This window comes from Streptomyces sp. B21-105 (genome assembly GCF_036898465.1).
Classification (GTDB): Bacteria; Actinomycetota; Actinomycetes; order Streptomycetales; family Streptomycetaceae; genus Streptomyces.
Map to the genome: position 1 here is coordinate 6,613,203 of NZ_JARUMJ010000001.1, position 21,899 is coordinate 6,635,101.

At 73.0% G+C, this 21,899-nt stretch carries 17 protein-coding genes and 1 pseudogene; 13 read left to right on the forward strand and 5 right to left on the reverse strand.

The features are described 5' to 3' along the window. Positions 1-78: 78 nt before the first annotated feature. Both QA802_RS29985 and QA802_RS29990 read left to right on the forward strand, forming a co-directional pair. The gene (locus QA802_RS29985) at positions 79-603 is read left to right on the forward strand and encodes a hypothetical protein (RefSeq protein WP_334528987.1); all 525 of its coding nucleotides are present in this window, start codon (positions 79-81) and stop codon (positions 601-603) included. A gap of 149 nt (positions 604-752) precedes the next feature. Next, positions 753-2,459 carry an RNA polymerase sigma factor gene (locus tag QA802_RS29990; RefSeq protein ID WP_334528989.1) on the forward strand — a complete coding sequence of 569 codons (1,707 nt, stop codon included), beginning with the start codon at positions 753-755 and terminating at the stop codon, positions 2,457-2,459. A gap of 12 nt (positions 2,460-2,471) precedes the next feature. On the opposite strand, the gene QA802_RS29995 is transcribed toward QA802_RS29990, so the two are convergent. Together QA802_RS29995 and QA802_RS30000 are read right to left on the reverse strand one after the other, a co-directional pair. Further along, on the reverse strand, positions 2,472-3,158 hold the full coding sequence (locus tag QA802_RS29995; protein ID WP_334528991.1) for a glycerophosphodiester phosphodiesterase: 687 nt from the start codon (positions 3,156-3,158) through the stop codon (positions 2,472-2,474). A 94-nt stretch (positions 3,159-3,252) separates the two neighbouring features. Next, on the reverse strand, positions 3,253-4,371 hold the full coding sequence (locus QA802_RS30000) for an adenosine deaminase (protein WP_334528994.1): 1,119 nt from the start codon (positions 4,369-4,371) through the stop codon (positions 3,253-3,255). A 446-nt stretch (positions 4,372-4,817) separates the two neighbouring features. On the opposite strand from QA802_RS30000, the gene QA802_RS30005 reads away from it, so the two are divergent. Then, positions 4,818-5,663 carry a DUF4190 domain-containing protein gene (locus tag QA802_RS30005; protein ID WP_334528997.1) on the forward strand — a complete coding sequence of 282 codons (846 nt, stop codon included), beginning with the start codon at positions 4,818-4,820 and terminating at the stop codon, positions 5,661-5,663. 56 nt (positions 5,664-5,719) lie between these two features. Here QA802_RS30005 and ybiA read toward each other — a convergent pair whose 3' ends face one another. After that, positions 5,720-6,280, reverse strand: coding sequence for a riboflavin biosynthesis intermediates N-glycosidase (gene ybiA / locus QA802_RS30010; protein ID WP_334529000.1), 561 nt, complete (start codon positions 6,278-6,280; stop codon positions 5,720-5,722). Positions 6,281-6,501: 221 nt separating this feature from the next. Between ybiA and QA802_RS30015 the strand changes: the two genes are divergently transcribed. From QA802_RS30015 to QA802_RS30045, 7 genes are all read left to right on the forward strand, one after another. After that, positions 6,502-8,016, forward strand: a complete 1,515-nt coding sequence (locus tag QA802_RS30015; RefSeq protein WP_334529002.1) for a gamma-aminobutyraldehyde dehydrogenase — start codon at positions 6,502-6,504, stop codon at positions 8,014-8,016. Between the two features lie 55 nt (positions 8,017-8,071). Beyond that, positions 8,072-9,319, forward strand: a complete 1,248-nt coding sequence (locus QA802_RS30020) for an ABC transporter substrate-binding protein (RefSeq protein ID WP_334529005.1) — start codon at positions 8,072-8,074, stop codon at positions 9,317-9,319. Between the two features lie 5 nt (positions 9,320-9,324). Further along, complete coding sequence (locus QA802_RS30025) at positions 9,325-10,509, forward strand: ABC transporter ATP-binding protein (protein ID WP_334529008.1); 1,185 nt, start codon at positions 9,325-9,327, stop codon at positions 10,507-10,509. 1 nt (position 10,510) lies between these two features. After that, a complete protein-coding gene (locus QA802_RS30030) occupies positions 10,511-11,440 on the forward strand; it encodes an ABC transporter permease (RefSeq protein ID WP_334529011.1) in 930 nt (309 codons plus the stop codon). Then, entirely contained in the window at positions 11,440-12,240 is an 801-nt protein-coding gene (locus tag QA802_RS30035; protein WP_334529014.1) for an ABC transporter permease, read from the forward strand. The genes QA802_RS30030 and QA802_RS30035 overlap by 1 nt, the downstream gene beginning before the upstream one ends. A gap of 37 nt (positions 12,241-12,277) precedes the next feature. Further along, entirely contained in the window at positions 12,278-13,696 is a 1,419-nt protein-coding gene (locus QA802_RS30040) for an NAD(P)/FAD-dependent oxidoreductase (protein WP_334529017.1), read from the forward strand. Positions 13,697-13,892: 196 nt separating this feature from the next. Next, positions 13,893-14,345 carry a hypothetical protein gene (locus tag QA802_RS30045; protein ID WP_334529020.1) on the forward strand — a complete coding sequence of 151 codons (453 nt, stop codon included), beginning with the start codon at positions 13,893-13,895 and terminating at the stop codon, positions 14,343-14,345. A gap of 242 nt (positions 14,346-14,587) precedes the next feature. Here the strand turns inward: QA802_RS30045 and QA802_RS30050 are convergent, their stop codons facing one another. Both QA802_RS30050 and QA802_RS30055 read right to left on the reverse strand, forming a co-directional pair. After that, complete coding sequence (locus QA802_RS30050; RefSeq protein WP_334529023.1) at positions 14,588-16,369, reverse strand: PucR family transcriptional regulator; 1,782 nt, start codon at positions 16,367-16,369, stop codon at positions 14,588-14,590. Between the two features lie 156 nt (positions 16,370-16,525). After that, positions 16,526-18,949, reverse strand: a complete 2,424-nt coding sequence (locus QA802_RS30055) for an ATP/GTP-binding protein (RefSeq protein ID WP_334529026.1) — start codon at positions 18,947-18,949, stop codon at positions 16,526-16,528. A 237-nt stretch (positions 18,950-19,186) separates the two neighbouring features. Between QA802_RS30055 and gabT the strand changes: the two genes are divergently transcribed. The 3 genes and pseudogenes from gabT (at position 19,187) to QA802_RS30070 (ending at position 21,860) form a co-directional block, all read left to right on the forward strand. Then, complete coding sequence (gene gabT, locus QA802_RS30060) at positions 19,187-20,521, forward strand: 4-aminobutyrate--2-oxoglutarate transaminase (protein ID WP_334529029.1); 1,335 nt, start codon at positions 19,187-19,189, stop codon at positions 20,519-20,521. A gap of 121 nt (positions 20,522-20,642) precedes the next feature. After that, positions 20,643-20,860, forward strand: a pseudogene (locus QA802_RS30065) (phosphatase PAP2 family protein); the annotation flags it as partial. A 103-nt stretch (positions 20,861-20,963) separates the two neighbouring features. Then, entirely contained in the window at positions 20,964-21,860 is an 897-nt protein-coding gene (locus QA802_RS30070; RefSeq protein ID WP_443042302.1) for a phosphatase PAP2 family protein, read from the forward strand. Positions 21,861-21,899: the final 39 nt, after the last annotated feature.

Sequence of the window (21,899 nt, forward strand, 5' to 3'; positions counted from 1 at the left end):
TTCACCGTTGGAACCTGCCCCGTGCCGTGCCATCGAGATAGGTTTTGAACGTGTTCAGTTCCGGCGTGGGCTGCCGTCATGAGCGACAGAGCCGCCCTGGCGAAGGGCATACGTGTGTGGCTGGCCCTCTTCGTCGTCTGTCTGGTGCTCAGCGGCGTCACGGCCTTCCCCCTCGTCCATGAACTGCGCTGGACGGAGGAGTTGCTGCGCGCGCTGTCCGTGCCGGAGCGGCTGCCCGGCGCGATGGAGTGGATCGAGCGCGTCCGGCGCGGCGTCGACACCGCCGACGCCGACTGCCCGTTCCTCCTCTACGGCACGGACTGGCTTGCCTTCGCCCACCTGGTGATCGCCGTCGCCTTCTACGGCCCCTACCGCGACCCCGTCCGCAACGTCTGGGTGGTGGAGTTCGCGATGATCGCCTGCGCCGGGATCGTCCCGCTCGCGCTGATCTGCGGGCCGATCCGGGGCGTCCCCGTCTGGTGGAGCGTGATCGACATCTCCTTCGTCGTCTTCGGGGTCGTCCCGCTGTACGTCGTGCGCAGGAAGATCCTGCGGCTGGCGGCGATCGGCCCGAATCCCTGGACGGCGGCGGCCGCGGTGTGAGCGCCCGGGCTCGGAGGCGAGGGGACAGAAGGAACGGGGGAGGAGTCCGGGGAGGGGGAAAAGTGTTATCCCCGGGCTGCGGGGTCCGTCCCCTCAAGTGTGATCTCCGACATTGCCAATCACGGGGGCCCGGCTGAGAGGGTGCGGGCATGAGGACGTACGTCGACGCCGAGGCCGGGCGGCACTGGCGCGCCACCATCGCGGCGGCGCAGGCCGGAGACCGGCACGCGCTGGACGAGCTGGTGGCGGGCTGGCTGCCGCTCGTCTACAACGTGGTCGGCCGGGCACTCAACGGCCACGCCGACGTGGACGACGTCGTCCAGGAGACCATGCTGCGGGCCGTCGGCAACCTCGGCTCGCTGCGCGACCCCGACAGCTTCCGCTCCTGGCTGTTGGCCATCGCCATGCGGCAGGTGCGTGACCGGGCCCGCCGCAGGACCGCCGCCCGCCTCGACGAGAACACGGCCCTCGACGGAACCCCGGACTTCGCCGAACTCACCGTGCTGCGGCTGCAGTTGGAAGGGCAGCGGCGGGAGGTCGCGGAGGCGGTGCGCTGGCTGGACGACGAGGACCGGCAGCTGCTGTCCCTGTGGTGGATGGAGGTCGCGGGCGAGCTCACCCGGGGCGAACTGGCCGCGGCCGTCGGCATCAGCCGGCCGCACGCCGCCGTGCGCGTCCAGCGGGTCAAGGAGCGGCTGGAGGTCTCCCGGGGCATCGTGCGCGCCCTCGACGGCGCCTGCCCCGGCCTGCGCGACCTCACCGCCCGCTGGACCGGCCGCCCCGACTCCGTCTGGCGCAAGCGGCTGGCCCGGCACATCCGCGGCTGCGGCTACTGCGGCGGCGCCTCCGAGTCCGTAGTGCCGGCGGAACGGCTGCTCGCGGGGATCGCCCTGGTGCCCGTACCGGTCGGATTCGCGATCTCCCTGGCCTTCGGCGGCAAGACGGCCGCCGCGGCCGCCGGCACCGCCTCCGTCGGCTGGTCCGCGAAGGTGCTGACCGCGCTCACCAAGCCGGCCGTCGCGGTCACGGCCGGCGCGACGCTCGCCGCGGGCGGCGCGTACGTCGCCGTACAGACCCCCGACGACCCGCCCGGACGCGCGGCCGTCGCGCCGACGGCGGCCGCGGCCCCCGCCTCGCCGGCCGCCCCCGCGTCGGGCGCGGCGTCCCCCTCCCCCTCGCCGTCACCGTCCCCCTCGCCGTCGAAGAGCGTGAAGAAGGCGGCCCGGTACGGCAGCGTCGTCGACGCCGTCGACCGTGCGCCCGCCCCGGACGCCCCGCCGGCCGCCCTGCCGCAGCGGCCAGCGTCCGGCGTCACCAGCAGCGGCGGCGCCCACGCCACCATGAACCACCGCGGGGACAGCGTCACGCTCAGCGGGCAGGGCTATGTCCTCGTGCGCTGGCAGATATCGCCCCGGTACCGGTCCGGCGCCCTGGTCATGCCGAGCTGGACCGGCCTCAGGGGCAGGCTCTTCCACGTGGCCTCCGGCGGCGGACGCCGGATGGACGACCCCGTCGGCACGGACGGCACGGACGGCACGGTCACCGGCATGGGCAGCGCGGCCACCGGCTACACCGTCCTGCCGTCCGGCGCCCAGCAGATGTGGCAGAACGAGTACTTCTACCTCACCGGCACCGTCACGCTCACCGTGAACGAGCGGGGCGCCGACTACGGCCTCAGCGTCTTCCCGACGACCTGGGACGCCGTGGAGAAGGACGTCACGAGTGGCCCCGGCCAGGGCGCGCGGCGCTACGGGCTGGTCCGCGACACCGGCAGGGACGACACACCGGTCCCGCAGTACGTGACCCGGGAGACCCCGGCCGACCCGGCGACCGTGCCGCAGCGCTCCCGCGTGTGACGCCGGGGCGGCTCAGCCCTGCTTGCGCAGCGCGGTCAGGAGGTCGATGCGGTTCGTGGTGATCGAGTCGACGCCCAGACCGATGAGCCGGCGCAGGGAACGGCGGGTGTCGGGCGTCCAGACGGAGAGCAGGTGGCCGTCCCGGTGGACGCGCGCGGTGAGATCCCGGTCCACCAGGGAGAAGCGGTAGTTGAGCCAGCGGGGCTTCAGTGCCGCGAGCAGCGCCGGGCGCGGGGGCGCCAGGCTCGTGCAGGTGAGCGCGATCTCGGCGGCCGGGTCGGCGCTGCGCACGGCGAGCATCGCGGCGGCGCCCGCGCAGTAGTACACCCGGTCCGCCGCCCCCGCCTCGCGCACGGCGTCGACGATCCGCCGTGCCGTGCGCACCTCCCGGGTCCCCGGCAGGTCGAGCATCACCCGGCTTCCCTCGGTCGCCGCGAGCGCCTCCGCGAGCGTCGGCACCGCGCCGGCCGTCAGCCCGCGCACCTCGGCCGCGGACAGCGAGGCCAGTGGACGGTCCTGCCCCCACAGCCGCTTCAGCGTCGCGTCGTGCAGCAGCACGGGCACGCCGTCCCTGGTGAGCCGCACGTCGCACTCCACGGCGTCCGCGCCCAGGTCGAGCGCGGAACGCAGCGAAGCGATCGTGTTCTCACGGAGGCGGTAGGGGTCTCCGCGATGGGCCACGGCGGTCAGGTTCTGCATGAGCCCATTGTGGCCGGACCCGGACCCGGACCCGGACCCGGACCCGGACCCGGTACATGGGGGCGGGCACGGGCAGGGGACGGGAGCAGCCCGGTCAGAGGGCGGGCCACCCGGTGGCGTACGCGTCGATCTCGGTCCGCAGCCGCGCCTTGCCGGCCTCGTCCAGGAAGGCCGCGTCGACCGCGTTCCTGGCGAGGTCGGCGACGCCCCGCTCGTCGAGGTCGAGGAGCCGGGCGGCGACGACGTACTCGTTGTTCAGGTCGGTACCGAACATGGGCGGGTCGTCGGAGTTGACCGTGACCAGGACGCCGGCCTTCACGAACTCCCTGATCGGGTGCTCGTCGAGCGTGCGGACCGCGCGTGTGGCGATGTTCGAGGTCGGGCACACCTCCAGCGCGATGCGGTGCTCGGCGAGGTGCGCGAGCAGCTTCTCGTCCTGGGCGGAGCTGGTGCCGTGTCCGATGCGCTCGGCGCGCAGATGCGTCAGCGCGTCCCACACCGTCTGCGGGCCGGTGGTCTCGCCGGCGTGCGGCGCCGACCGCAGTCCCGCGGCGATCGCCCGGTCGAAGTACGGCTTGAACTGCGGGCGTTCCACGCCGACCTCGGGCCCGCCGAGCCCGAAGGAGACCAGCCCCTCCGGGCGGATCCGGTCGTCGGTGGCGAGCCGCGTCGTCTCCTCGGCGGCGTCGAGGCCCGCCTCGCCGGGGATGTCGAAGCACCAGCGCAACACGGTCCCGAACTCCGTCTCGGCCGCCTTGCGGGCGTCCTCGATGGCGTCCATGAAGGCGCGTTCGTCGATGCCGCGCCGGGTCGAGGAGAAGGGGGTGACGGTCAGCTCGGCGTAACGCACCTGCTGACGGGCCAGGTCCCGGGCGACCTCGTAGGTGAGCAGCCGGACGTCCTCGGGGGTGCGGATGAGGTCGACGACGGAGAGGTAGACCTCGATGAAGTGGGCGAAGTCCGTGAACGTGAAGTAGTCGGCCAGGGCCTCGGGGTCGGTGGGCACCCTGGAGTCGGGATGCCGGGCGGCCAGCTCGGAGACGATGCGGGGGGACGCGGAGCCGACGTGGTGGACGTGCAGCTCGGCCTTGGGCAGCCCGGCGACGAAGGCGTGCAGCTCGCGGGCGCCGGCCGCCGCCCCGGCGGTGGGGCCGGCGGGCACGCCGGAGCTGGGGGCGGCGGCTGCCGAGGATGCGTCGAGGCGGTCGGTCATGGGGTCCTCCCCGGGACGGCGCCCCGGGCCCTGCGGGCCGGACGGGACGCGGGTGATCGGCTGATCGATGAGTCCCGATCATCGTAGGCGGAGGCGCGGACGACGCTGGCGGCGCGGAGGGAGGTGGCGGCGTGGAGGCCGCGGGGGGTGGTGGGCGGAGGCCGCGGAGGTGGCGGTGCCGAGGCCGGGGAAGCCCGGGGGTGCGGGTGCGGTGGCGGCAGAGGTGCGGTGGCGGCGTGGTGGTCGGCGAGGCGTGGAGGTGATGGCGCAGGTAGTGGCGGCGCGAGGTGGCCGGGGTGGTCGTCGGCCTGCTCGCTGTGCGGCCCGCTGACGGTCTCGGCGGTCACGGGCCGTAGCATGACGGAACGTACGCGGGGCGGAACGGCGTACGGATGACGGAACGCAGAGCGACCGCCCGGTCGAGGGGCGGCAGAGGGGATCCACGCATGTCCGACGACGCGCCGACTCCGGCCGGTGACGCCGCCCGCGACCCGTGGGCCGCTCCCGCCTCCGGCGTGACGGACGGACCGCGGGACGCGGTGCCCGGCGTGCCGTTGGACAAGGCGGCCCCGGCCGACAGCGCCCCGGACGGGGCCTCCCCAGCCGCGCCGAACCCGTGGGCGGCTCCCGGTGACGCGGCCCAGAGCGGCCCCGGCCACACCGTCGCCGCGAACGAACCGCCGGCCCCCGCCCCCGGCTCCGGCGCCGCGGCGCAGAACCAGGTGACGCCCTCCGTCCACGACCAGCGGACGATGACCTCGCTGCCCGCTGTGACGCCGCAACCCTGGGCCAGTCCCTTCGGGAACCCGCAGCCGAACGGCATGCTCAGCGGCTTCCCACCGCCCGACCCCGCCACGGCCGTCGGCGGTCCGCCCCCCGGCCACTTCGCCCCTCCGACCCACGGCGGCGGCCCGGTGCCGCCGCCGCCCATCGCCCCCGACGGACCGGGGCAGGTCCCGTACGGCTACCCCGGCGGCCTCGGCTACCCGTCGCACCCGCACTACGGCGGCGCGCCCGGCCTCTACGGCTGGACCGGCGGCGGGGTCGGGGACAACAACGGCATGGGCGTGGCCGGACTGGTGCTCGGGATCCTCGCCGCGGTCGTCTTCTGTCTGTGGCCGCTGGCCATCGTCTTCGGCATCCTGGGTGTGGTGTTCGGCGCGGTCGGGCGCGGAAAGGCCCGCCGCGGCGAGGCCTCGAACCCCGGTCAGGCGCTGGCCGGGATCATCTGCGGCGCCGTGGGCATGGTGCTGGCGATCACTCTGGGCGTCCTGACGTTCGTGGCCCCGTAAGGCAGGCACGCGCCCCGCGTGTGCCCCGCCCCCGCGCCGGCGCGCACCCCCGCCCCTCAGGACCGGGCCAGCAGCCGCTCTCTGGCCTGCATCAGGGCGAAGCCCAGCAGGTTCAGGCCGCGCCACCGCTCGGGGTTCATCGCCGCCTCGTCGTCCGCCGCCAGGCCGATGCCCCACACGCGGTCCATCGGGCTCGCCTCGACCAGCACTCTCGTGTGGGTGCCCAGCAGGAACGAGCTCAGCGCCGGGTCCGAGGCGAACTTGTGGACGCTGCCTTCGACGACGATCCGGAACCGCTCCCGCTGCCAGATCGTGTCGTCGAAACCGCGTACCAGCCGCCCCTCCTTCTTCGCCTGGGCGGGCGACCCGGCGGCCAGCGCCCGCTGCTCCGCCTCCCGGTCGTCGAAAAGCCGCGCTTTCGCGGCCATCATCCAGTGCTCCGCCGTCGCGTAGGCGACGTCGTCGACCACGAACGGTGACGGCCACCACTGGCTGAGGCAGCTCGCACCGAGCTGCCCGTCCGGCCGCGGCCGGTGGCCCCAGAAGTGCAGGTACTTGATGCGCTCCCCCGACCGGATCGCCCTGACCAGGGACTCCCGGCTGTCGATCATCTCCATGCAGCAGAGGATGGCACGCACCACTGACAGAGCGTCCCGCCTTTTCCGCCACGACTCGACACCTGGTCGACCCTCGCCGACAGATTCCGTCGCGTAACCAAATGGCAACAACGGAATCACTTGTTGGAGTGCCCCCACTCTGTCAGGATCGGCAATCAAATCAGGCTGGAGCTACGCCACCCGCCCCCGCGCAGAGCGGGGCGAAGGCGGAGGAGAGCGACATGCAGGACCGGTTCCCCGCACAGCAGCTGCTCGCGGAGGGCGCCCAGTACATCGACGGCCGCCCCGCCCGTGGCGAGTCGGGGCGCGCCCACGCCGTGATCGACCCCGCCACCGGTGCGCGGGTCTGCGCCTACGACCTGGCCGGCACGGACACCGTCGACGCGGCCGTCGCCGCGGCCCGTGCCGCCTTTCCCGGCTGGGCGGGAGCCACGCCGGGCGAGCGTTCCGACGCCCTGCACCGTTTCGCCGCCGTCCTCGCCGACCGCGCCGACGACTTCGCCCGCGCCGAGTCCCTGCAGTGCGGCAAGCCGCTGAAGCTGACCCGGGAGTTCGACGTCCCGGGGACGATCGACAACACCGCGTTCTTCGCCGGCGCCGCCCGGCACCTCGCGGGCCGGTCCGCGGGCGAGTACTCCGGCGACCACACCTCGTACGTGCGCCGGGAACCCATCGGCGTCGTCGGCTCCGTCGCACCCTGGAACTACCCCCTCCAGATGGCGGCCTGGAAGATCCTCCCGGCGATCGCCGCGGGCAACACGATCGTGCTCAAGCCCGCCGAGCTGACCCCGCTCACCTCGCTGCTCTTCGCCCGGGCGGCGTCGCACGCCGGAATCCCGGACGGTGTGATCAACATCGTCAACGGGACCGGACGGGAGGCGGGCGAGCACCTCGTCGGCCACCCCGACGTCGTCATGACCTCCTTCACCGGCTCCACCGCCGTCGGCAGGCGGGTCGCCGAGATCGCCACCGCGACCGTCAAGCGGCTCCACCTGGAGCTCGGCGGCAAGGCGCCCTTCGTCGTCTTCGAGGACGCCGACCTGGAGGCCGCCGTCCACGGCGCGGTCGCCGGCGCGCTCATCAACACCGGGCAGGACTGCACGGCCGCCACGCGCGCGTACGTGCAACGGCCGCTCTACGAGGCCTTCGTCGAGCGGACGGCAGCCCTGATGGAGACCGTGCGGGTCGGGGACCCGTTCGCCGCCGGCACCGACCTCGGCCCACTCGTGTCGCACGCGCAGCGCGACCGGGTCGCCGCCTTCGTCGACCGGGCGCGCGGCTACGCGCGCGTGGTGACGGGCGGCGAGGCGCCCGGGGGCGACCTCGAGAACGGCGCCTACTATCTGCCCACCCTGATCACGGACGCGGCCCAGGACAGCGAGGCAGTCCAGTCGGAGATCTTCGGGCCGGTGCTGGTCGTCCTGCCGTTCGACACCGACGACGAGGGCATCCGGCTCGCCAACGACACCCCCTACGGGCTCGCGGCCTCCGCTTGGACCCGGGACGTCTTCCGGGCGAACCGGGCGACACGCGACATCAAGGCCGGGTGCGTGTGGATCAACGATCACATCCCGATCATCAGCGAGATGCCGCACGGCGGTTACAAGGCATCCGGCTTCGGCAAGGACATGTCGATGTACTCGTTCGAGGAGTACACGCAGGTAAAGCACATTATGTTCGATAACACGGCGGTGGCCCGCAAGCCCTGGCACCGCACGGTCTTCGGGGACTCATAAGCGACGACGAACGGCCGCAGACCACGGCCGGACCTCCCGAAAGGGCACCACGCGCATGGAGAGTTACGAGCCCGACCGCCTGAGCCCGGCCGAACCGGCCGCCGTACGGCGCAGTTTCCGCGACGGCAGGGCGGCCATGACCCGCCGGTCGCTGTTGCGCGCCTCCGCCGGCGGCGCGCTCACCCTGGGCGGTCTCGGCACGCTGGCCGGCTGCGGGATCCCCGCCGCCGGCAAATCGCAGGGCGGCGTCTCCGCCGACGACCACTCGGCGAAGGAGAAGGTCGTCAACTTCTCCAACTGGCCCGAGTACATCGACGTGGACGACAGCGGCAAGCACCACCCCACGCTGGACGCGTTCCGCAAGGGGACCGGCATCACGGTCAAGTACACCGAGGACATCAACGACAACGACGAGTTCTTCGGCAAGATCCAGCCGCAGCTCGCCGCCGGCCAGGACACCGGCCGCGACCTCATCGTCCTCACCGACTGGCTGGCCGCCCGCATGATCAGGCTCGGCTACGTCCAGAAGCTGGACGCGTCGAACCTGCCGCACGCCTTCGCCAACCTGTCGGACCAGTTCCGCAGCCCCGACTGGGACCCGGGCCGTGCCTACTCGTACCCCTGGCAGGGCATTTCGACGGTCATCGCCTTCAACAAGAAGGCGCTCGACGGCGTCGAGGTGACGTCGGTCTCCGACCTGCTCGACACCCCGGCGCTCAAGGGCCGGGTCGGCCTCCTGACCGAGATGCGCGACACCGTCGGCATGACCATGCTCGACATGGGCAAGGACCCGGCGAAGTTCACCGGCGACGACTACGACGCGGTCCTCGCCCGCCTCCAGAAGGCGGTCGACAAGGGCCAGATCCGCCGCTTCACCGGCAACGACTACACGTCCGACCTCAGCAAGGGCGACCTGGCGGCCTGCGTCGCCTGGGCCGGCGACATCGTGCAGCTCCAGGCCGACAACCCGGACGTCGGTTACGTCATCCCGGACAGCGGCTACATGACGTCGACCGACAACCTGCTGATCCCCAACAAGGCGCGCCACAAGACGAACGCCGAGCGGCTGATCGACTACTACTACGAGCCCGAGCCGGCCGCCGAACTCGCCGCGTACATCAACTACGTGAGTCCCGTCGCGGACGTGAAACCGTACCTCGCCAAGATCGACAAGTCGGCGGCGGACAACCCGCTGATCCTTCCCGACCGGGCCATGCAGGCCAAGTCCCACGCCTTCCGCTCCCTGAGCTCGAAGGAAGAGACCGCCTTCCAGGCCAAGTTCGCAAAGCTCACTGGGGCGTGACGAGGATGAACGTGACGACGATGAAGACGACCGACAGCGGCAGCGGCGACGTCCGCCTCACCGGCATCAGCAAGACCTACGGCTCCTTCACCGCTGTGCACCCGCTGGACCTGACCGTCCCGCAGGGCTCCTTCTTCGCTCTCCTCGGCGCCTCCGGCTGCGGCAAGACCACCACCCTGCGCATGATCGCCGGCCTGGAGGAACCCTCCTCCGGGACCGTCCACCTCGGCGACCACGACGTGACGGCGCTGCCGCCCTACAAGCGGCCGGTGAACACCGTCTTCCAGTCCTACGCCCTCTTCCCGCACCTCGACATCTTCGAGAACGTCGCCTTCGGCCTGCGCCGGCGCGGCATCAAGAGCGTGAAGAAGCAGGTCGAGGACATGCTGGAGCTCGTCCAGCTCGGGGAACAGGCCCGCAAGAAACCCCACCAGCTCTCCGGCGGCCAGCAGCAGCGCGTCGCCGTGGCCCGCGCCCTGATCAACCACCCCAAGGTGCTGCTGCTCGACGAGCCGCTCGGCGCCCTCGACCTCAAACTGCGCCGCCAGATGCAGCTGGAGCTCAAGCGCATCCAGACCGAGGTCGGCATCACCTTCGTCCACGTCACGCACGACCAGGAGGAGGCCATGACGATGGCCGACACGGTCGCCGTGATGAACGGGGGCCGCGTCGAACAGCTCGGCTCCCCGGCCGACCTCTACGAGAACCCGCACACCACGTTCGTCGCCAACTTCCTCGGCACCTCCAACCTGATCGAGGCCGAGGTCGACTCCAGGGCCGGCGGCGACATCGTGCTCAAGGCGGGCGACGGCAAGCTCGTGCTGCCCGTGGCGCGCTGCTCCGCGCCCACCGCGAACGGCGGCCGGGTGCTGGTCGGCGTACGCCCCGAGAAGATCTCCCTGACCCACGCCGACGACGCCGGCGAGATCCCCGAGGGCCGCAACCGGATCACCGGGAAGATCGCCGACTCCTCGTTCATCGGCGTCTCCACCCAGTACGTGATCGACAGCTCGGTCTGCCCGGAGTTCGAGGTCTACGTCCAGAACGTCGACCGCGACACCAGGCTCGTCCCCGGCGCCGACGTCGTCCTGCACTGGAGCCCGGCCCACACCTTCGGCCTCGACGCCGCCCAGTCGCTGCTCGCCGGGACGACGGGCGACGCGGGCATCCAGGAAGAGACGGCGGTCTGAGATGGCGACGCTCACCGAGGCGCCCCCGCCTCTCTCCCCGACGGCGCCGACGAAGAAGCCGCCCCGCAAGCGCGGCCGGCTGACGCCGTACTGGCTGCTGCTGCCCGGCCTGCTCTGGCTCGTCGTGTTCTTCGCGCTGCCGATGATCTACCAGGCCTCCACGTCCGTGCAGACGGGCTCCCTGGAGGAGGGCTACAAGGTCACCTGGCACTTCGCGACCTACTGGAACGCCCTCAGCGCGTACTGGCCGCAGTTCCTGCGTTCGGTCCTCTACGCGGGCGCAGCCACGATCCTGTGCCTGGCGCTCGGCTACCCGCTGGCCTACCTGATCGCCTTCCGGGCCGGCCGCTGGCGCAACCTGATCATGATCCTGGTGATCGCGCCGTTCTTCACCAGCTTCCTGATCCGCACCCTCGCCTGGAAGACGATCCTCGCGGACGGCGGCCCCGTCGTCGGCGCCCTGAACACCCTGCACGTCCTCGACGTCACCAGCTGGCTCGGCTGGACCGCGGGCGACCGCGTCCTCGCCACGCCGCTCGCGGTGGTCTGCGGTCTGACGTACAACTTCCTGCCGTTCATGATCCTTCCGCTGTACTCCTCGCTGGAGCGCATCGACGGACGGCTGCACGAGGCGGCCGGCGACCTGTACGCCCGGCCCGCCACCGTCTTCCGCAAGGTCACCTTCCCGCTGTCGATGCCGGGCGTGGTCTCCGGCACGCTGCTGACGTTCATCCCCGCGTCCGGCGACTACGTCAACGCGGAACTCCTCGGCTCGACCGACACCCGCATGATCGGAAACGTCATCCAGACGCAGTTCCTGCGCGTGCTGGACTATCCGACGGCGGCCGCCCTCTCCTTCATCCTCATGGCGGCGATCCTCCTCATGGTCACCTTCTACATCCGCAGGTCGGGGACGGAGGATCTGGTCTGATGCCCCTCGTCAACCGGCTCAAGCGCCATTTCGTGGTCATCGCGGGACTTCTCACGCTCGGCTATCTCCTCCTGCCGAACGTCGTCGTCACCGTGTTCTCCTTCAACAAGCCCAAAGGCCGCTTCAACTACGAGTGGCAGCAGTTCTCCACCGACGCCTGGCAGGACCCGTGCGGGGTCTCCGGCCTCTGCGGCTCGCTGTCGCTCAGCCTCCAGATCGCCGTCTGGGCGACCCTCGGCGCCACGCTCCTCGGCACGATGATCGCCTTCGCGCTGGTCCGCTACCGCTTCCGCGCGCGGGGCGCCGTGAACTCGCTGATCTTCCTGCCGATGGCGATGCCCGAGGTCGTCATGGCCGCCTCGCTGCTCACCCTCTTCCTCAACCTGGGCGCACAGCTGGGGTTCTGGACGATCCTCATCGCGCACATCATGTTCTGCCTGAGCTTCGTCGTGACGGCGGTCAAGGCACGCGTGATGTCGATGGACCCGCGACTGGAGCAGGCCGCCCAGGACCTCTACGCCGGGCCGGCGCAGACGTTCCTGCGCGTCACCCTGCCCATCGCGGCCCCCGGAATCGCCGCGGGTGCGCTGCTCGCCTTCGCGCTGTCCTTCGACGATTTCATCATCACCAATTTCAACGCGGGCTCGACCGTCACCTTCCCCATGTTCGTGTGGGGCTCGGCGCAACGCGGAACGCCCGTCCAGATCAACGTCATCGGCACGGCCATGTTCCTGGTCGCCGTCCTGCTGGTGCTGACCTCGATGGCCGTCGGCAACCGCCGCAACAAGCAGAAGGCATAGAGCTCGAAGCCGAGAGGCCCCGTAGGGAGTTGACATCATGGCCCCAGGCGCCATGAACCGGTGGACCACTTCTCTTTCCGACGCACAGCCGGTCCCGTATTGGCTGGAGGACCCGGGCAGGCCCCGCCCCGAGCCCGCGCTCACCGGCCCCGAGACCTGCGACCTGCTGGTCGTCGGTGGCGGCTACAGCGGACTGTGGACCGCGCTCGTCGCCAAGGAGCGCGACCCGGGGCGGGACGTGCTGCTGCTGGAGGGCCGCGAGGTGGGCTGGGCCGCCTCGGGCCGCAACGGAGGCTTTTGCGCGGCCTCCCTCACGCACGGGCTCGCCAACGGGCTGGCCCGCTGGCCGGACGAGATCCACCGGCTCGAGGAGCTGGGGGCGCGCAACCTCGACGCGATCGAGGCGGCGATCGCCCGGCACGGCATCGACTGCGACTTCGAGCGCACCGGCGAGATCGACGTCGCCACCGAGGAGTACCAGGCACGGGAACTGCGCGACTGGTACGAGGAGCTCGAGAGCAGGGGCCTCGCCGACGGCATCGAGTTCCTCGACGCGGACGCGGTGCGCGAGCAGGTCGCCTCGCCCACCTTCCGGGCGGGCCTGCACGACCGCCGGGGCGTGGCCATGCTCCACCCCGCCAAGCTCGTCTGGGGCCTGAAGCGGGCGTGCGTCCGCCTCGGGGTGCGGGTGTACGAGCACACGCCCGCGCTGGACCTGAAGCCGTACGGCGCGGGGACGGCCGTCCGCACGCCGTACGGCCAGGTCCGCGCCCGGCAGGTGGCCCTGGGCACGAACATCTTCCCGAACCTGGTCAAGCGCGTGCGGGCGTACACCGTCCCGGTCTACGACTACGCGCTGATGACCGAACCGCTGACCGGCGCACAGCTCGACTCGATCGGCTGGAAGAACCGGCAGGGACTCGGGGACAGCGCCAACCAGTTCCACTACTTCCGGCTGTCCGCCGACAACCGGATCCTGTGGGGCGGCTACGACGCCGTCTACCCCTACGGGGGCCGGGTGCGCGCCGAGTACGACGACCGGCCGGAGACCTACGCGAAGCTCGCCGGACACTTCTTCACCTGCTTCCCGCAGCTGGAGGGCGTCCGCTTCACGCACGCGTGGGGCGGGGCCATCGACACCTGCTCGCGCTTCTCGGCGTTCTTCGGCACCGCGCACCAGGGGAAGGTCGCCTACGCGGCCGGGTACACCGGCCTGGGCGTCGGGGCGACCCGCTTCGGCGCCGAGGTGATGCTCGACCTGCTGGCGGGAGAGAGCACCGAGCGGACGCGGCTGGAGATGGTCCGCAGAAAGCCGCTGCCCTTCCCGCCCGAGCCCTTCGCCTGGACCGGCATCGCCCTCACCAAATGGTCGCTGGCCCGCGCGGACGCGCACGGCGGCCGGCGCAACCTGTGGCTGAAGACCATGGACCGGCTGGGGCTGGGCTTCGACAGCTGAGCCGGCCGGGCGCGGCTCGCGGGACACGGCTCGCGGGGCGCGGCTTGGGGGCGAGGGGCCTGGGCCGCGAAGGGCGATCCGCGGAGTGTGACCCGGTTCACCCGTTTGGGTGGCCTGAACCCGCGTAATGCCCGCCGTCGACCTCCCTCTCCCTCATGGACGCGACCGCGTTCACGAGTGAAAGGGAGGTCCGCACATGGCTGGGGCGAAGACGGCGGTCGACTGGCTGGCATCCGTCGCACCGGATCCCGAGGCGTGCCGCTGGGAGTGGGAGCGCAACCCGCTCGGGGTGGCGCTGCTGCCCGCGGGCCGGGCCTGGGACGTGCTCATCCTGCCGGGCACGCTCGGCTATCCCACCCTCGACGTGCTCACCCGGATCCTCGACCGGCCGGGCCCGGTGCTCGTCGACTTCGGCGACGACCGCATGGGCTTCTTCGTGGCGCCGGGGACGGCGGCGCGCTGGCTCGGCACCGGCATCCGCACCGCGGGGGCCGGCGCCTGGATCGGCGTGCCCCATCCGGGCCGTTCGGCCAGGGGGGTCCGCTGGCTGGTGACGCCGGACGGCTCCGGCACGCTGACCGACGCGGCGCTCCTCGAACTGGCGATGCACGAGGCGGCGGCTGGGCTGGCCGTCGGAGAGGACGGCTGACCGACCGGACACGCCCCCAAGCCGCCCCCGCCGGGCCTCCGGGCCCCGGGCCGCCGAGCCTCCGCGTCCCCGGCCCGGAGGCGCGTCGACCGCCTGGGGGGCCGAGCCTTCGCGTGCCTGGGTCTGAGGCGCGTCGACCGTTTCCCACCCCGGCCGCCCGCGCGGCCGGCACGGCCGCATGCTCCGGGGACCTGGTCTCCACAGGGCCGAGGGTGGTGGCGTGCGCGGGGCGGGCGCGGCCTTCAGTCCGCCGACGTGGCCTTCAGGGCCAGCCACAGCTCCATGCGGACGTCCGGGTCGTCCAGGGAGCGGCCCAGGATCTCCTCCACCCGGCGCATGCGGTAGCGCAAGGTGTGGCGGTGGACGCCCAGGTCGGCCGCCGCCGCGTCCCACTGGCCGTGGCGGGAGAGCCAGGCCCGCAGGGAGGCCACCAGGTCGCCGCGGCCGGTCGCGTCGTGCTCGTGCAGGGCGCGCAGCAGACTGTCCGCGAACGCCTTCACCGCGTCGTCCGCCAGCAGCGGCAGCACCGAGCCCGCCGCCATCCGCTCGTGCTCCACGAACACCCGGCCCCGGCGCCGCGCCACGGACAACGCCTGCTCCGACTGCTTGTAGGCGGCCGCCGCCGCGATCGGCCCGGCCGGCGCGGACAGGCCCACCACGAGCTCGTCCTCCGGGCCTGCGCCGGCCCCGCCGCCCCCGTTCGCCCGGGAGGCCTCCAGCGCCGTCGCGTAGCGCGCGCACGCCGACACCGCCGCGCCGCCGTCCGTGGCCAGCGCCACCAGCCGTTCGCCCTCGGGCACCACCAGCACCGCCTCCCCGGCCCGGGCGGCCGCCGACTCGAGGGCCTCGACGAGGCCGCCGAAGGGGTCCTCGGCCGTGCCGGACGCGGCCGGCGACCGGGCGGTGAGCGGCTCGTGCCCCTGCCCCTCCGGGCGAGCCCGCGCGCCCGCGACCGGCACCGACTCCGCGACGATCACCCGGAAGGGGACGTCGAGCAGATCGCCGTACAGGTGCCCGGCGACGGCCCGCGCGTGGTCAGGTTCGCCCGCCAGCAGCATCCGCAGCACCGCCGCGCCGATCCGCTGCTGCGCCGCGTACAGCGAGCGCGAGCGTTCCGTGGTGAGGGTGAGCAGCGCGATGGCCGAGTGGACGGCGTACCGCTCGGCGGTGCCCGGAGCCGCGGCGGTGCCGACGGCGAGCGCCGCGCGAGGACGCCGCCCGGTGCCCAGCGAGTGCAGTTCGATCCGGTCGCCGCTCCGGTCGCCGCTCCGGTCGCCGCTCCGGTCGTCGCTCCGGTCGTTGATCGGATCGCCGTCGCGGGCGTCGTGGCGGTCGCCGTCGTCGTGGTGGTCGTCGTGGCGGTGCTCGGACACGGTGTGTTCCGGCTCGCCCCCGACCACCGCCGAGGCCGGGGCCGGCCGCTCCCGCAGCCGCTCCACCTCCGCCGTGAGCCGGGCCGCCCGCCGGCCCGCCCACTCGGGGGCGGCCGCCACCACGGCGCCCGACGCGTCGTACAGCGCCGCCCACCCGTCGACCTGCGCGGCGAGCGCGCGCAGCAGGCCCTCGGCCCCGTCGGTCAGGGCATGTTTCGTCAACTCGCGCTGAGCCGCGAACCCGGCTGTCACCGCCCGGTACTGGTCGGCCGCGATCGCCGCCGACACCGCCTTGCTGATCGCGAGGAACGGCGTGCGGCGCGGCACCTCCAGCAGGGGCAGGTTCTCCGCCGTCGCCGCGTCCACCAGCGCCTGCGGGATCTCGTCGTAGTTGACGCCGACGGCGAAGCCGAGCCCGACCACGCCCGCCTTCGACAGCCGCCGCACATAGCGCCGCATCGACTCCGGGTCGTCCGCGGCCAGCTTGAGCGCGGTGATCAGCAGCAGCTCCCCGCCCTCCATGTACGGCACGGGGTCCGCGAGCTCGCTGGCGTGCGCCCAGCGCACCGGCACGTCCAGCCGGTCCCCGCCGGCCCGCACGGTGAGCTTCAGCGCGGAATGGTGGACGAGCGACGCGAGCGTGGGAGGCATGGGGCCTTCAGATCGGGGGAGGGAGCGGTGCGGACATGCGGAGCGCGCTCTGGTGACGCGTGCTCCTCTGGCGCGTTGTGACGCATGATCCTTTGGCCGCTTCGTATGAACGGCCTGTGTCGATTCTGCCTCACCGTACGGTCCCGGGCCGTCGCTTCAGTCCCGCAGGTCCACCAGCAGCGGCGGGGCGTGCTCGCCGTCCGTGCTGGTCAGGGACAGCACCGCGTGGCCGGGCGGGATCTCGTGCGCCAGCTGGGAAGCCGACCACCGCTCCCGCTCCACCTGCCGCACGGTCACCGCGTCGGTGGTCACCGCCTTGCCGGTCACCAGCTTGCGCAGCGCGTGGATGGCGCGGGTCATCGGCTGGTCGGCGAACACGGTGTGCTTGGCGACCTCCGTGGTCTCCACCCACTCGGTGCCCCAGGTCTGCGCGAACCGGCTGCCGTCCCAGGTGGTGATGCCCGAGAACGCCATCCGGCAGCCGACCGCGCCGTACAGCGGCCCGTGCAGCGCCTCGGGGACGTCGCCGACGCTGCGCAGGGCGAGCACCACGCCCGCGTGCTGCGACCGCAGCCGTTGCAGCCGGCGCACCGACCCCTCGGTGACGGTCCCCGTGGCGTCGTCGAGGACCAGGCACGCGAAGTGGTCGCGCCGCTCCCGCACGACCGTCTGGAACTGGGCGAGGACCAGCCGGGTGATCAGCCGGCCCGCCTCCTCGTGTCCCCGCTCGGGCAGGTCGACGCGGACACGCAGCGGATGATGGGCGACGGCGCGCAGCGAGAACGCCCGGTGCGCGTCGCTCCCGCCGCCGAAGAACTCCGCGAACACCGGACGGTTCAGCAGCGCCAGCCGGTCGGCGAGGGCACGGCCCGCGTCGCCCGGGCCCCCCGCCTGACGGAGGCGGGCCTCCAGCTCACGGCGCATCACCTCGTCGCCGGCCACCGCCTCGCGCAGCGCGGACACCGCGCCCGGCTCGCCCTCGAGCAGTTCGAGCAGTTCGGGGAGGGTGGGGAAACACCCGTGCGCGGCCCGGTAGGGGCCGAGCAGCTGGGCCAGGGCCGTCGTCGCGCTCTGGCCGCTCACCGCGTCGAGGTCGCCGGCCAGTGCCTCGGCGAGGATCGCGGCCGCCTCGTCCGGGTCGTCGGAGCCCGCGTAGGGGTCCAGGTCGTGCACGGACGACGGGTCGCCGATCCGGACGATCACGTCGAACGCGGCGTCCTGGCCGAGCGGTCTGCTGCCCGGCGACGACACGGCGACCACCGCGCACGCCCCGGTGAGCGCCTGGAGGGCCAGCGCCTCGGTCAGCGGCTCCAGCAGGGTCCGGGTCTTGCCCGACCCGGACGGCCCGACGGCGAGCAGCGAGGTGCCCAGCACGTCCGGGCCGAGCGCGGCGCCCGCCTCCCGGTAGCCGACGGGGGTGCGCTCGTCGCCCGCCCAGCGGCCGATGCGTACCTGACCGGCGAGCAGGTCGTGGCGCGCGGTGCGCCGGGGGAGGTCGCGGGCGCCGGAGGGGTGGGTCCAGGCGGACCCGCCCTGCCGCAGAACGGTCTCTGGGAAGTCGCCGAGTCCGGCGGTCCACGCCCGCCGCACGCGCACGCAGTCCACGTCGTTCATGCGGTCCGCGGCGACCTCGCCGGTCAGCAGGTCGGCCGCCTCGTGCTGTCCGGCGTCCCGCAGTTCGGGCCACTGGGAGCGGGGCCGCTCGGCCGCGGGCAGGGCCTGGCCGGGCCCTGCCCGACGGGCGGCGAGCAGTTCCTTCGCGTACGGCCACCAGCCGCCGACCCGGGCGAACGGCCACGCCACCAGCAGCGTGATGGCGGCGTACAGCGCGTTCGTGAACAGGGGGGAGGCGAACAGCTCGTAACTGCCGGAGATCAGCACGATGAGCGAGAACAGCGGGTCGACGACCGGCAGCGCGTCCCAGCCGACGCCGAAGGCGCCGGGGAAGACGAAGCTCAGCGCGGCGAGCGCGCCGAGCAGGGCGATCAGGGCCCGCGCGGGCTGCGGCCGGCGGCCGACGAAGTGCCGCACCGCGTGCGGCCAGCTGCCCAGCCGTCCCATGGCGTAGACGAGGACGGCGAAGAAGACGCCGTCGTAGACGACACGCGCCTCGGCGCCCTCCGTGGTCTTCGGGGAGGCGATCGTGCCGCCCCACCACCAGTCGTCCGGGGTGAACAGCCGCAGCAGGGTGAACTGGTAGGGCATGGCGCCCCGCCGCCACAGCGACCACAGGACCAGCGCGATCACCAGCGGCACCAGCATGCCGACGACGGTCACCGGCGCGAGCCGCTCCGACGGACGCGCCGCCTTCGGCAGCCGGTAGCCGTGCCGCCAGACGCCCGGCCGGGTCGTGGGACGCGCCTCGTCGAGCCAGTCGGCCACGGCGGACGCGGCCCGTGGGGGGTGCTCGAAGGCGGGCGGGACGCCCGGCGCCCGGTCCGCCTGCGCCGGCGGGACGGGCGGTCGCGGGGGCGTGGCGGGCGGCTGTGGCGGGGTGGCGGGCGGCCGTGGCGGCCCCGCCGGGCGCGGTACAGGATCCGCCTGCGCACGCCGCGCGTCCTGCGTCCCGTCGCTGTCCATCGCCCCTGCCCCCTGACCAGCCGTTCCGTCTGCCATCAGCGAGTCAATCTAACGCGCCCGCAAGGGGAGTTCACCGCTTACGCGGCCGGGCCCGCGCCAATCGCCGCCCGTCCGCAATGTCCACGACGGACAAGCCGCCCCGCCGACACCGCCCCCGTGGAGCATGCCGACCCCCTGCTCCCCGTCCTAGCCTGCGAGAAAAGAACGAAAGCGTCCGCTGACCCCCAGGAGCCCCTCATGACCGCCCTTCCGCAGGAGCGCCGCGTCGTCACCGCGATTCCCGGCCCCAAGTCGCAGGAACTCCAGGCCCGCCGGACCGCCGCGGTCGCGGCCGGCGTGGGCTCGGTGCTGCCCGTGTTCACCGCGCGCGCGGGCGGCGGCATCATCGAGGACGTCGACGGCAACCGTCTGATCGACTTCGGCTCCGGCATCGCGGTCACCTCCGTGGGCGCGTCCGCCGAGGCCGTGGTGCGCCGGGCCGCCGCCCAGCTCGCCGACTTCACCCACACCTGTTTCATGGTCACGCCCTACGAGGGCTACGTGGCGGTCGCCGAGGCGCTCGCCGAGCTGACCCCGGGCGACCACGCCAAAAAGTCCGCGCTGTTCAACAGCGGCGCCGAGGCCGTCGAGAACGCCGTGAAGATCGCGCGGGCGTACACCAAGCGGCAGGCCGTCGTCGTCTTCGACCACGGCTACCACGGCCGGACGAACCTCACCATGGCGCTCACCGCGAAGAACATGCCGTACAAGCACGGCTTCGGCCCGTTCGCGCCCGAGGTCTACCGGGTGCCGGTCGCCTACGGCTACCGCTGGCCGACCGGCGCCGAGAACGCCGGCCCCGAGGCCGCCGCGCAGGCCATCGACCAGATCAGCAAGCAGGTCGGCGCCGACAACGTCGCCGCGATCATCATCGAGCCGGTGCTCGGCGAGGGCGGCTTCATCGAGCCCGCCCAGGGCTTCCTGCCGGCCATCAGCAGGTTCGCGTCCGACAACGGCATCGTCTTCGTCGCCGACGAGATCCAGTCCGGCTTCTGCCGCACCGGCCAGTGGTTCGCCTGCGAGGACGAGGGGATCGTCCCCGACCTGATCACCACCGCCAAGGGCATCGCCGGCGGTCTGCCGCTGGCCGCCGTCACCGGCCGCGCCGAGATCATGGACGCGGCGCACGCGGGCGGCCTGGGCGGCACCTACGGCGGCAACCCGGTCGCCTGCGCGGGCGCGCTCGGCTCCATCGAGACGATGAAGGAGCTGGACCTCAACGCCCGGGCGAAGAACATCGAGGCGGTCATGAAGGGCCGTCTCACCGCCATGGCCGAGAAGTTCGACGTCATCGGCGACATCCGCGGCCGCGGTGCGATGATCGCCATCGAGCTGGTCAAGGACCGCACGACGAAGGAGCCGAACCCCGAGGCGACCGCCGCGCTCGCCAAGGCCTGCCACCAGGAGGGCCTGCTGGTGCTCACCTGCGGCACCTACGGCAACGTGCTGCGCTTCCTGCCCCCGCTGGTCATCGGCGAGGACCTGCTCGACGAGGGCCTGGACATCATCGAGCAGGCCTTCGCGCGCATCTGAAGCGGTCGCCGCACAGCTGATCCTGCTCGGCCGCACAGCGTGTGAAGAAGGTGTGCGAGGAGGATGGCGGGACGGGATACGGCCTGTCGAACCGACTTCCGCTGCCGTAGGTTCTAACCGGATGAGAGATCAACCCCGCCCGCGGGAGACCGTGGGCGGACTCCAGGCCGGGGCCTCCCCAGCTTCGACCTGGTCGTGCCCTCGCGCACACAACCGGAGCCTTGGCTTCGGATCTCCACCGATCGGACGGTCGCCCGCCCCAAACCCCCCGGGGCGGCCGGCGTTTCCGGTCCGGACGGCCACCCCGGAACAATCCCCCCTGTTCCGGGGCGGCCGACCTCCTTCACCGGACGACGACCACGCGGAAAGACCCCGGAGCCGATCCGGGGTCTTTTTTGCGCGCGCTCTCTCTGCAGTACGGCCGGTCCGACAAGCTGACAAGCTGGGGTCCATGTCGTCCCGTCCGAGCCGCCCGCACCCCGGCCCCGGCCCCGGCCCCGACCCCGGTCCCGACCTGGGCCCCCGCCTGGGCCCCCGCCTGGGCCCCCACGGCGGTGGCGCCGCGACGGAGGCGGTCGACCGCGCGGCCGCCGGTCCCCCGCGGATTCTCGGCCCCCGCCTCGGTCCGCTCCTCGGCCTTCTCTGCGGCCTGCCCGCGGTCCTCTTCGCGGTGATCACCTGGCAGGTCGCCGTCGGCGGGCCGCTGCTGCGCGTGGACGAGCGCCTCAGCCGCGCCCTCGTCCACCCCGACCGGGTCTCCGAGCTGCTGGCCGACCTCGGCGAGGTGCCGATCGCGGTGCCCGTGCTGGTGCTGGCCGCCGGGTACGTCGCCTGGCGGGGGAGAGCGGCGGGCGGGGCGCGGTGGTGGGCGCCGCCGGTCGCGGCGCTCGGCCTGCTGTTGCTGGTGCCGCTGATCGTCGTCCCCCTCAAGGAGTGGACCGACCGGCCCGGCACGCCCGCCGTGCCGCCCGCCACCGGCTACTACCCCTCCGGGCACACGGCGACGGCGGCCGTCGCCTACGGCTCCGCGGTGTTGGTCCTGCTGCCCTGGCTGCGGACCGCGCTCGCCCGTCGGACGGCCGTGGCCACCGGCGTGCTCCTCGTCCTCGCCGTCTCCTTCGCGCTGGTCCGGCACGGCTATCACTGGCCGCTGGACGTGGTGGCCAGCTGGTGCCTGTGCGCGGTGCTGCTCGGGGCGCTGTGGCACCTCCTGGCACGGGAACGCCGCCGACCACGCCAAACCGTCGCACCCGAGCCGCCCACCCGTACGACTCGGACAAGCGACCCCTCGGGCTCTCGCCCCTACCGTGGACCACGAAAGCCACAGGACACCCCCTAAGCGGAAGGGCCGGGACTCGACCATGCCCCAGGAAACGAA

Coding starts and splice junctions, on each gene's coding strand:
- QA802_RS29985 (WP_334528987.1), top strand. CDS start 79: ATGAGCGACAGAGCCGCCCTGGCGAAGGGCATACGTGTGTGGCTGGCC.
- QA802_RS29990 (WP_334528989.1), top strand. CDS start 753: ATGAGGACGTACGTCGACGCCGAGGCCGGGCGGCACTGGCGCGCCACC.
- QA802_RS29995 (WP_334528991.1), bottom strand. CDS start 3,158: ATGCAGAACCTGACCGCCGTGGCCCATCGCGGAGACCCCTACCGCCTC.
- QA802_RS30000 (WP_334528994.1), bottom strand. CDS start 4,371: ATGACCGACCGCCTCGACGCATCCTCGGCAGCCGCCGCCCCCAGCTCC.
- QA802_RS30005 (WP_334528997.1), top strand. CDS start 4,818: ATGTCCGACGACGCGCCGACTCCGGCCGGTGACGCCGCCCGCGACCCG.
- ybiA (WP_334529000.1), bottom strand. CDS start 6,280: ATGGAGATGATCGACAGCCGGGAGTCCCTGGTCAGGGCGATCCGGTCG.
- QA802_RS30015 (WP_334529002.1), top strand. CDS start 6,502: ATGCAGGACCGGTTCCCCGCACAGCAGCTGCTCGCGGAGGGCGCCCAG.
- QA802_RS30020 (WP_334529005.1), top strand. CDS start 8,072: ATGGAGAGTTACGAGCCCGACCGCCTGAGCCCGGCCGAACCGGCCGCC.
- QA802_RS30025 (WP_334529008.1), top strand. CDS start 9,325: ATGAACGTGACGACGATGAAGACGACCGACAGCGGCAGCGGCGACGTC.
- QA802_RS30030 (WP_334529011.1), top strand. CDS start 10,511: ATGGCGACGCTCACCGAGGCGCCCCCGCCTCTCTCCCCGACGGCGCCG.
- QA802_RS30035 (WP_334529014.1), top strand. CDS start 11,440: ATGCCCCTCGTCAACCGGCTCAAGCGCCATTTCGTGGTCATCGCGGGA.
- QA802_RS30040 (WP_334529017.1), top strand. CDS start 12,278: ATGGCCCCAGGCGCCATGAACCGGTGGACCACTTCTCTTTCCGACGCA.
- QA802_RS30045 (WP_334529020.1), top strand. CDS start 13,893: ATGGCTGGGGCGAAGACGGCGGTCGACTGGCTGGCATCCGTCGCACCG.
- QA802_RS30050 (WP_334529023.1), bottom strand. CDS start 16,369: ATGCCTCCCACGCTCGCGTCGCTCGTCCACCATTCCGCGCTGAAGCTC.
- QA802_RS30055 (WP_334529026.1), bottom strand. CDS start 18,949: ATGGACAGCGACGGGACGCAGGACGCGCGGCGTGCGCAGGCGGATCCT.
- gabT (WP_334529029.1), top strand. CDS start 19,187: ATGACCGCCCTTCCGCAGGAGCGCCGCGTCGTCACCGCGATTCCCGGC.